Raw genomic sequence first — 9671 nt, 5'->3', positions numbered from 1 at the left:
TGTTCATCAGCTAGACGTTCTTCATCCTCTTGCTTACGAGCTTGTTCCTCGGCTTGACGTTTTTCATCTTCTTGCTTACGAGCTTGTTCCTCGGCTTGACGCTTCTCATCTTCTTGCTTTTGAGTTTTTTCGTCAGCCTCTTTCTTTTCTAGTTCTTTTTTCTTTTCGCTATCTTTTTGTTCTTCATTGTTAGAGGCAACTTTTGTACTAGTTGCTGTCGTTTTTTCAGAAGAAGGAGCTGAAATACCTAATAGCGCAACAAAAATGACAAATAATACGGCTGTAATAATAAATTGTTTTTTTGCTACACCTGTTTTCTTAATAACAGATAATATTGCAAGTACAAGGAAGAATATAAATAGAATGAAACTTAAAATAGCAAAAAATTCGATGACTGGGTGTTCAGATTTTGTTGTACCAGTCACTATTAATATAATTGAAATCATAAAAAGAATAACGGTAGGACGTCCATATTGTTTTGCTTTTCCATTTTTTTTAAAGAATGAAATGATACATAAGATTAAAAGAATAAAAGCAATAAAAAATAAAGCTGCACCAATATTACTCAAAATCGCCATTTTCATACCTCCATTTGTAAGATTTTTCTTATTGATTATATAGGAACTTATTGGATATTACACGTTTTATATAAATTTAGAAAATTAATATTTTTACTAGACTTATAAACATTTATTTGCATATAAGGGAAAATAGATATATTTACTATTACTTTTTGAAAGAGATTTCATAAATTATAGTATATCGATTGAAAGGAGGAGATTTGAATGGAATTTCAATTGTTGGTAACTTGTATATTACAAGAAGGTAATGCTTACTTTTTAGTAACGAAGGTAGACGATGTTATTACGTTAAAAGTACCGATTACTGCGGGAGTAGCAGGTTTATTTTTAGCTTTAGGTGTACCAAGATGTTCTTAATTTAAATATCTATAATAGAAGAGGAAGGGACATGCCTTTCTCTTCTATTATTACATAATATAATTATGTAAACTTTAATATCATATTTGTGATAGCACGTTTGAAATGGACATGCATATACTATAATGTTTCATTGGATGTTAGGGGTGGAAGGTAGTTTTAATAAGTGCATCCAGTGATGTTTTTAAGCTATGAAAATAAAAGAGGTGCTATTATATATGAAAAGAAAAACATTTGATATTCCAGTTACATTGCGAAGAGAGTGGTTTTTAATAGAGTTAGCTCATTTAACGAAAAAATATGGAATTGAAATTGCAACTAGCAAAATGGGTGCTGCACCGTTTTTAAGAGATCAAGTTACAGAATCAAAGATAGGGAAAGGGTTACAATACGATAAATATGATGATGAGTATATAATTGAAAATTAAAGGGTAACAACAAAATTAAATTAATTTATAACAAAATATAAAATAAAGCAGATTCTAAATATAGAATCTGCTTTATTATGAAATACTTCTAGTCAACTAACCTCTTTCTAGTGTTTTTCCTACATATTTCTCTTGCGTTATTCCAAAAGATTCACGAAGAATGCGAGCATAATCTTTAGATTCTATTGGTCGTTTATTTTTGGTGCCTTTAAAGGTTTCTGTGTAATTTTTATTTGTTAACGATATGTGACCATAAGTAGTTAATTTACAAGTGATAGCCCCTTTATTAAAAGGAGATTCTTTATGCTCTACAATCACTTTTTGAATGTTATTCACTTTTTTCTCATCTATTGGATCTAAAGTGAAAGCATAACCTATTTTCCATTCATTTGAAGGTTCAGATTGTAAGAAACTTGTAGATTCTCCGTTAGCTCCTTTTCTCATTTCTAAAATATGCGTACCTTTTCGAGTATTTCGTTTACGAATTCGATATTCTCCTGTTTGAGAGGAGATGGCTTCTCCTTTAAAAGGGACTGGATGTAAAGGGAGATGAGATGCAAAACCTGCATCCACAACATAATCTTTATTCTCATGACTTAATATGATAATGACATGACCATCATCGGGCTTCCATTTATTATCGTAAAGATCATAAACAGTACCGGCTACTTTGTATACTTGAAACCCACAATCAATTAAAAAATAATACAATAAGGAGTTTAATTCATAACAAAGTCCACCTCGTTTTTGAATAAGTAACTTTTCTATTAAGTTATCTTTTGAGATATTTTTAATAGTACCAGCCATAATATCAAGATTTTCATAGGGGAGAATCATTCCCATTTTTAATAAGATTTCATCTAAATCATCAAATGTTATTTCTTTTGCAGGAATTTTTAAGCGTTCAAAAAACTCCTTTTGTAAATTGGTCATCATAAAGTATTCTCCTTTCTTTTTACAGAATTTTCTTCTGCTCACCGATAGGTTAGTACTTCTACAAGGTTAATTCAAGTGCGCGGAAATTATCATAATATATGTTTCTGGAAATATGATTGTTTATTCGGAAATTTCAGTTTGATTTTTAATTGTAGGAAAGCCTTACAATATAGGGTCCTTTAAAATTATTTTGTATTTAATGAAAAGAAAGTACATATCTTTATTATGTTTTTAAATAACTAACTAGTAATAAAATGTTTTTTTACTAAAATTTTTTCAAGATTTGTATGCTTTATATAAACAATAATGATTTAAAAAATATCTGGATGTAGCGAAGTTAACAATTATTGAGAAACTTTTTTGTCGTATTCTATCAAAAGGAAGAGGTAGAAACAAAGAGAATAACGAGAGTTAAGGAAGAGGGTACACAACTAGTAACCTTCTAAAAATAGGGCTAACATCTTTTTAAAATCAAAGATTAGCTATTATTAAGGAAGGGAAAATATAAAATATTATAAAGAACACCTTCTTTCAAAAAAATAGGGGGAGTAATATGAGACTGATGAGAAGATGTGTGGCCTTACTAATTGTATTTTTTATCATGGCTCCAACGATTAGCACAAATGTACAGGCAGAAGTTGTAAAAGAGCTTGGAAAGGGGTTTCCTGACACAGAAGTATTTACACCTGGGGAATGGTTTTTAGGCCAAAAACCTGCTAATTATGATGAGAATAAACCACCAATTCTCTTTGTACAAGGAAGAAATGGTAATGCGGATAGTTGGTATGGAAAGACAGTATATCATGATATAAATGATATGTATGATTATGCTTTGAAAGCAGGCTATCAAACAGTGTTTATACAATTATATGATGCTGCGGGGAAAGGTTCGGCTAGTCAGTGGGATAACGGAAAACTGTTAGCACAAAAACTTGAAGAAATATATAATCATTTCGGTAAAAAAGTTAATATTGTAGCGCATAGTAAAGGTGGTATTGATACACAAGCCGCATTAGTTGAATATGATGCGAATCGATTTGTTGGAAATGTTATTACACTTGCTACACCGCATCACGGCTCAAATTTAGCAGATTTGTCATATAGTTGGTGGGCAGGGTGGCTAGCTTCTATATTAGGTCAAAAAGATGATGGTACGTACTCGTTACAAATAGGTGAAATGGCAAAGTTTCGTTCAACAATAGATAATAACCCAGCAGCTAAATTAAACCGTTACTATACGGCTACTGGGACTAGCTGGGGGCCAACATTTTCTGCATTATCTATGGGCGGGTTATATTTATCATCGTACGGTTCAAATGATGGACTAGTAAATGAATGGAGTGCGAAGCTATCGTACGGTACACATTTATTTACAGATTCCAGATTTGATCATGACAATATAAGAAAAGGATCAGCTGTTTTTACACGAATCGAACCATATTTACGTACGACAAATGTGGAATTACCAGCTTTAGTAGCATCCAGCACTAGTTCAAATGAAAATCTAGAACAATTAAATACAACTTCAAATCAAAATATTTTAGGAGGCGAATTACCACAAAATCAGTGGATAGAGCAAACCGTTACAGTTGATAAAAAAGCGGAAGGAATCGTTTCTGTACTAACTGCTTCTTCTGATGTAGAAGTACAAATGGTATCTCCAAAAGGAAAAATATATGCAAATAAAGATAGCGCTATAACTACTGGTGAAGGCGAATCTTTCTTTAATGGGGCGACAATTAGAACATTTAAGTTTGATAAATTGGAAGTAGGCGAATGGAAAATCAAAATGATGGCGAAGCAGTCGAAAGATGCATATTTAGTTGTAAGCGATTACAAGAATGACGCACCATTTGTTCTTCAAATACCTACAAAAGTTAAAGTAAATAAACCTGAGTATAAACTGAAAAAATCACCAATGGCACCTGAAATGAAAGGGGATCTTTCCATAACAGTAAGAGTCGTTAATAAAGAAGGTAAGTTAGTCTCTGAATTTAATGAATTACAAAATGTTAATACGAATACATTTACAGGTGCTTTGAAAGATATAAAACAACCGGGAGTATATAACGTTACGATGGATATAAAAGGGATGAATAAAGAAGGAAAACCATATAATCGTACGATTGTTAAGTCGGTTTATGTAGAGAAATAAGGAAGAATAAATAAGCATAATATAAAAGTGCAGAAATCTTGTGTTAGAAAGAATTCTGCACTTTTTTTGCGTGATGAGAGATAATAAAAGTCGAAGAAAACTGTTATTCAATAAAAAAAGATGCTGAAATAGCATCTGAATGTGAAGAAATAATATTAACTTAGTTTTGTAACTGTTAATTCAACTGAATTTATACCATTGTCACAAGTTACAATACTTTGACGATTAAAGCCACTATTATTTCTAAGTTGAAGAGTTGAATTAGCTGGCACTGTAACAATCGTTTCGCCAACGAGTTGAAGACATTCGTTATTTGATGAAGTATTCATTTGAATAGCGAAGTCACCTTGACTATTAGCAAGTGGATTGTTATTTAAAAATATAGTTATGACTGGGATATGTGGAAATACAGGATTTAAAGTAGTATTAATACTGGAAATGAACGAAACTCTATAATCACCAGCTTGTCTAAATTGTATAGTAGTAGGGTTTAGTAAGGAAACGCCTCCTGCTAAAGGTCCAACGTGATTAAATGGAAAAGGGTTGCCAAAAGGAACAGTTATAAATTCAGTTTGCCAAAAAGTTCCGTATGCAGGACAGCTTCGTTTATGTGAATGGTCACATGAACATTTTTTATTTGAACTGGAAGAAGATTTGCATGAGCATTTTTTATACGAGTTTGAAGAATGATAGTATGAACCCAATATATTACCTCCTATTCTTAATAAATGTAAAACACATAATAGTTTATGAAAATGAATCACAATTGGCGTGTATGCTTGTACTATAAAAGGAGATAGATTTGGAATATAAAGTGGTCAAATGATGAAATGTAGTATTGGGGTATTACCTTTAACACTTTTTGAAGATGATAAGGTTCAGAATTTGATAGAAAAATGAATGGGATTTCTAAATGGATTGAAGTAACGAGGAAACGTTTATCCCGCTATTTTCCGAGCAGTAAGACTCCCACCTCAAAATTCAGCGAAAGCAAAGAAGTTAGGTGGGGATGAACAAAACCCCCCACTGAGTAAAGTTTCACTTTACTATATTAATTTCGTATGACAAAACAGCAATATTATCTTTTGCTGTATGGATGTTATCGTTTGGTGAAGCTATGATATTTAATCGTATGTATATTAGATTATTTATTTTTTGTTTTTATTTGTGTAGCTGGGCAGGAAGAAGTCAGAAAAAATAGAATAAATGTACATATGAAGCATCGTTTGTTTTTGGTGTGAATAGTAATTAAAGATACGCTAAAATATTTAAAATTGTAACGAAAGAGAGATTAAATAATAGAAGGAGCAACTTACATGGAAAATATATTAAAGGTATCTTCAAAATCAAGCCCAAATTCAGTCGCAGGTGCAATAGCAGGTGTACTAAGAACAAGTGGTAATGTGGAAATTCAAGCGATTGGGGCTGGAGCTATAAATCAAGCGATTAAAGCAATTGCGATTGCAAGAGGGTTCGTCGCTCCAAGTGGTATTGACTTAGCTTTTGTTCCAGCGTTTCAAGAGATTTCTATCAATAATGAAGAGAGAACAGCGATTAAATTAATTGTAGGCCCTAGAAAGAAAAGGTCTTAGTAGAAGAGAGTGTTACTATAAGGGGAAAAGACTAATAGACTTCCCAGGTTAGATACGTTATTTTATGTAACCGATCCTTGGGTGTGGACACGGCATTATACCGGACTCATGTCTGTTAATTTCTCCTTAAATTTAGCGCGTATTCTAGATACTTAAAAATGCCAAATCCTTTGTGATATAAGGGATTTGGCATTTTTGATGTTTTTAAAAATAAACAACCCTAAAACTGCTCATTTAGAAGATTTAGTTTTAGTAGCGGCCATTGAACGTTTTTATGATAGTTTACCTGATAAATGGAGAGAAATAGTAGCAGACAATATTGATTGTGCTAGTTATGTAGATAGGAAATATGAAGCGCACGTTTTAATGGAAAATGGTATGGAAATAAAAATAGAAATCTTTTATGTGGAAGAAGACAAAGATGAAGAATGGATATATAAAGCTTATAAAGTTTTATTATAGAAATTTCATTTTCATACAAAGGGGAATTGATATGAATTTTGAAAACTTTGAAAAATAAGAGCAATTTAAACAGTTACAAAAAAATAATGTTGTAATTGTGAAATGGAAAAAAAGCGTAAGGCAGTACAAGGAATTAGGAGAAATCACACATCATAATTCTTACACAATTAATCGTATAAATGAATTGATTTTGAAAATAGTTTAGATGTTGTTGGAAATATAGTTAGTATATGTCCGAACTGTCATAGGTTGATTCATTATGGAAGAGACAAAGATAAGAAAAAAGTTTTAGAACTTCTCTTTGAACAAAGAAAAGATTCTTTGAAGAAGTTCGGTATTGAGGTATCTCTCAAAGAGCTATTTGGATACTATGGAATTCTAAAATAAGAATATTCATAGCTATAGTGAAGGTAGAATGTTTCATACTTAAACATAGGTATTATTGTGATGGAAATTTAAATTTCGTCTTTTGAAAGTATCAATAATTTGTATTATTTTTATAGGGTTATATATTTTTCTTTTGCTCTGCTGTATAGCAGAGCTCTTTTTTGTCGTACAAAAGCCACCTATATATGTGAAGTGCACCCCAATTTATAGGCTGTGTCAAACAAATGGGGTGCACTTCAGTACTGTCGGGCGGCTTCTTTTAATTTATATTCACCAATTCATCAAACTTAAACTTAGTATTCAAACCAAAAGCATCTGTACAATATATAGTTTTCGTCATCGGTTCAATATGTAATACATTTATGTACATGTCTTGCACCATTCCATCACGATAGTATGAGGTATGTATTTCTTCTTCCTCGTGAAAAGATTGCATTAACGCTCTTTCTATTCGTTCCATAGTATCTTGTGTTAAAAAAGGTTTAGGTACTTTATATTGTTCCTCAAACATTCTATGTATTTCCTCGTATTGCTCCGGTATTGAAGCAAACGGATTCCATTTCACCATACCTCTTCCACGTACTACAGGAAAGCCGTTATATTCCATGATGTAATACCTCACTTTTGTTTTTTTAACTCCACTACAAACAAACGTGCGTTCTTTTTTAAGGTTTGAAAAGGGACCATTTTGTTAACATGAATATTCAAAAATAATTTTTTCAAGTTAGAATATTCAAAAACTTATTTATGCAAACAAGCATGTCATGATAACATTTAACAAAAGGGGGTAGAAGTAGATGAGTGTTGACATTATTTCTAAAGAAGAAATCACAAAATTATTAAACGAATGGTATCAAGCTATGATTTCACAACGTGTATTACAGTCTCAGAAAATAAAAGAAGATATTGCAAATAAAATCAATAATATTAAGGAAGACCAAACAATATTAGTCTACTACGCTTTATTGAATGCACGGTATAAACTGCTAATTCGGGATATGGATAGTACAAAAGATATTCTGGACAAAATCGAGCCTTTACCAGAGTCTACAGAAACATTTTTAGAGTACTATCATCATTTATTTAAAGCAATTTACGCTATTAATAAAGCAAACCATAGTGAAGCAAGAATGCAATTTGAAAAAGCTGAAACGTTTTTAGAGTACATGCATGATGAAATTGAAAAAGCTGAATTTAATTATTGGCTTGCAGTCCATTACTATCACGTATTAAAACCGATCCTAGCAGTTCAATTTGCTACAAAGGCGAATGAAGTATTTTCAATTAGTCCAGGGTATGAATTAAAAACTGCAGCATGCTTAAATACTTTAGGAATGGCACACATTCGACTAAATGAATTCGAAAGTGCAGAGGAATATTTACTTTCAGCACTAGGTACCTTCCAAAAATCTAATGATGAACTTCTTATTAAACGAGTTAAGCATAATTTAGGACTTTTATACGCAAGTCAAAACATGCCAGAGTTAGCAATTAAACACTTAGAGGATTCATTAGAAAATAACGCTAAAACTATGTTTCTTTTAGCAAGAGAACATTTTAAGTTAGGTTATAGTCATATCGCTAATGAATATATTGAGAATGGCTATAAGATTAGCGACTTATGTTATCGTCATCATTTCCGAATTTTAAAAGCAGTACATAACTATGTACCGCAAGAAGAATTAGAAAATGTGGTTATAGAAGGTATTTCGTATTTTGAAAAAGAAGAATTATATGATTGGGTAAAAGAATATGCTTCTCTTTTAGGTGAAATATTCTATGGTTCAGAAAATCACAGAAAAGCAAGCAAGTATTTGCACATCGCTTTAGATGCAGACAAAAAGAGCATAGAAAGAAGGGCGCTAAAATGAAAAAAGCAATCTTATTAATGATGATGTTATCCGCTGTTTTTACTTTTGGTCTTACTAATGTAAAAGACATACCACAAAACGAAGCAATTGAAGTGTTTATGGATCATGGAGAACATATTTAAAACCTAAGGAAGAGGGCGCTTATAGTGTCCTCTTTTTAATATCTATTATCTATATGATGAGGTTGCAGGTACGTCTTTTGGTTATTGTTTGATAAACGTAAGATGTTTCTAAAAATGTGTATACAAAGGTGTAATTTTGTACTGTATATGTTCACATATTTGCTCACATTTTGTTCACGTACTATATAAAAAAGTATGAAAATCTATAAAAATAATTATTTCAATAAAATTTGTTTTAGATATTAAAAAGTGCCAAAACCCTTGTGGTATAAGGGGTTTGGCACTTTTGTGTTTTTTATATTTTATCAAATAAACAACCCTAAAACTGCTCATTCTTCTCCCAAGATTCAACGATATAATGTGCAATCGTCGGATTGAAGCCTTTACCAACTAAAAACATAATCGCAGCAACTTCTGTTAATGCGTGTTCATGTGATGTATGTTTTGCTTCATTTAAACCGTAATCTACCCATGGTTTTACGAAATCTAGTACGGGTTTCTTGAAAGGTAAAAACTGTGTACCGACAACTTGTTGAATTTGTTGTTGTGTTGGTTCTGTAATTGGTCCAGGTGGTAAGATTTGTGGTTGTGTAATGTCTAATGTTGGCCCAGGCGGTAAAATTTGTGGCTGAGTTGGATCTATTGTTGGTGGTTTAGGTGGTGAGACACGTGCGTCGTAGTTTGGTTGATATATTTGTTGTTGGTATTGCGGTTGAGTTGTGTATGGGTTTTGTGGTGTTACATATGGATTTTGCTGATATTGTTGTTCTTGGTTTTGTG

The 9671-nt window shown here is 31.9% G+C and carries 11 protein-coding genes and 2 pseudogenes; 8 read left to right on the top strand and 5 right to left on the bottom strand.

Annotated features, from left to right (window positions below; translation table 11 throughout):
* A partial coding sequence (locus MR160_RS31410; protein ID WP_242299006.1) for a YfhO family protein occupies positions 1-578 on the bottom strand: 578 nt, incomplete at its 3' end.
* A gap of 207 nt (positions 579-785) precedes the next feature.
* Between MR160_RS31410 and exsG the strand changes: the two genes are divergently transcribed.
* Positions 786-938, top strand: coding sequence for an exosporium protein ExsG (gene exsG / locus MR160_RS31405; RefSeq protein ID WP_000395679.1), 153 nt, complete (start codon positions 786-788; stop codon positions 936-938).
* Positions 939-1156: 218 nt separating this feature from the next.
* Complete coding sequence (locus tag MR160_RS31400; protein ID WP_000824195.1) at positions 1157-1366, top strand: hypothetical protein; 210 nt, start codon at positions 1157-1159, stop codon at positions 1364-1366.
* Positions 1367-1462: 96 nt separating this feature from the next.
* On the opposite strand, the gene MR160_RS31395 is transcribed toward MR160_RS31400, so the two are convergent.
* A complete protein-coding gene (locus MR160_RS31395) occupies positions 1463-2302 on the bottom strand; it encodes an arylamine N-acetyltransferase family protein (RefSeq protein WP_000988895.1) in 840 nt (279 codons plus the stop codon).
* 553 nt (positions 2303-2855) lie between these two features.
* Between MR160_RS31395 and MR160_RS31390 the strand changes: the two genes are divergently transcribed.
* Positions 2856-4457 carry an esterase/lipase family protein gene (locus MR160_RS31390; protein ID WP_001238698.1) on the top strand — a complete coding sequence of 534 codons (1602 nt, stop codon included), beginning with the start codon at positions 2856-2858 and terminating at the stop codon, positions 4455-4457.
* Between the two features lie 155 nt (positions 4458-4612).
* Here MR160_RS31390 and MR160_RS31385 read toward each other — a convergent pair whose 3' ends face one another.
* Positions 4613-5161 carry a hypothetical protein gene (locus MR160_RS31385; protein ID WP_000536156.1) on the bottom strand — a complete coding sequence of 183 codons (549 nt, stop codon included), beginning with the start codon at positions 5159-5161 and terminating at the stop codon, positions 4613-4615.
* A gap of 612 nt (positions 5162-5773) precedes the next feature.
* Between MR160_RS31385 and MR160_RS31380 the strand changes: the two genes are divergently transcribed.
* The 3 genes and pseudogenes from MR160_RS31380 to MR160_RS35195 form a co-directional block, all read left to right on the top strand.
* On the top strand, positions 5774-6049 hold the full coding sequence (locus MR160_RS31380) for a stage V sporulation protein S (RefSeq protein WP_000427801.1): 276 nt from the start codon (positions 5774-5776) through the stop codon (positions 6047-6049).
* A 198-nt stretch (positions 6050-6247) separates the two neighbouring features.
* The gene (locus tag MR160_RS31375; RefSeq protein WP_000478850.1) at positions 6248-6511 is read left to right on the top strand and encodes a hypothetical protein; all 264 of its coding nucleotides are present in this window, start codon (positions 6248-6250) and stop codon (positions 6509-6511) included.
* Between the two features lie 186 nt (positions 6512-6697).
* Positions 6698-6898, top strand: a pseudogene (locus tag MR160_RS35195) (HNH endonuclease); the annotation flags it as partial.
* A 259-nt stretch (positions 6899-7157) separates the two neighbouring features.
* Here the strand turns inward: MR160_RS35195 and MR160_RS31370 are convergent.
* Complete coding sequence (locus tag MR160_RS31370; RefSeq protein ID WP_000456183.1) at positions 7158-7505, bottom strand: YolD-like family protein; 348 nt, start codon at positions 7503-7505, stop codon at positions 7158-7160.
* Between the two features lie 190 nt (positions 7506-7695).
* Between MR160_RS31370 and MR160_RS31365 the strand changes: the two genes are divergently transcribed.
* Positions 7696-8769 (top strand): response regulator aspartate phosphatase, encoded by a 1074-nt coding sequence (locus MR160_RS31365; protein WP_017763084.1) that lies wholly within the window; start codon positions 7696-7698, stop codon positions 8767-8769.
* Positions 8766-8891 (top strand): hypothetical protein, encoded by a 126-nt coding sequence (locus tag MR160_RS31360; RefSeq protein WP_000709202.1) that lies wholly within the window; start codon positions 8766-8768, stop codon positions 8889-8891. Before MR160_RS31365 ends, MR160_RS31360 begins: the two co-directional genes overlap by 4 nt.
* Before the next feature lie 319 nt (positions 8892-9210).
* Here MR160_RS31360 and MR160_RS31355 read toward each other — a convergent pair.
* A pseudogene (locus tag MR160_RS31355) lies at positions 9211-9671 on the bottom strand (hypothetical protein); the annotation flags it as partial.

Origin of the sequence: Bacillus cereus group sp. BfR-BA-01382 (assembly GCF_022663475.1) — a bacterium.
Taxonomy (GTDB): domain Bacteria; phylum Bacillota; class Bacilli; order Bacillales; family Bacillaceae_G; genus Bacillus_A; species Bacillus_A thuringiensis_S.
This window is presented reverse-complemented; position numbering and strand designations above follow the sequence as displayed.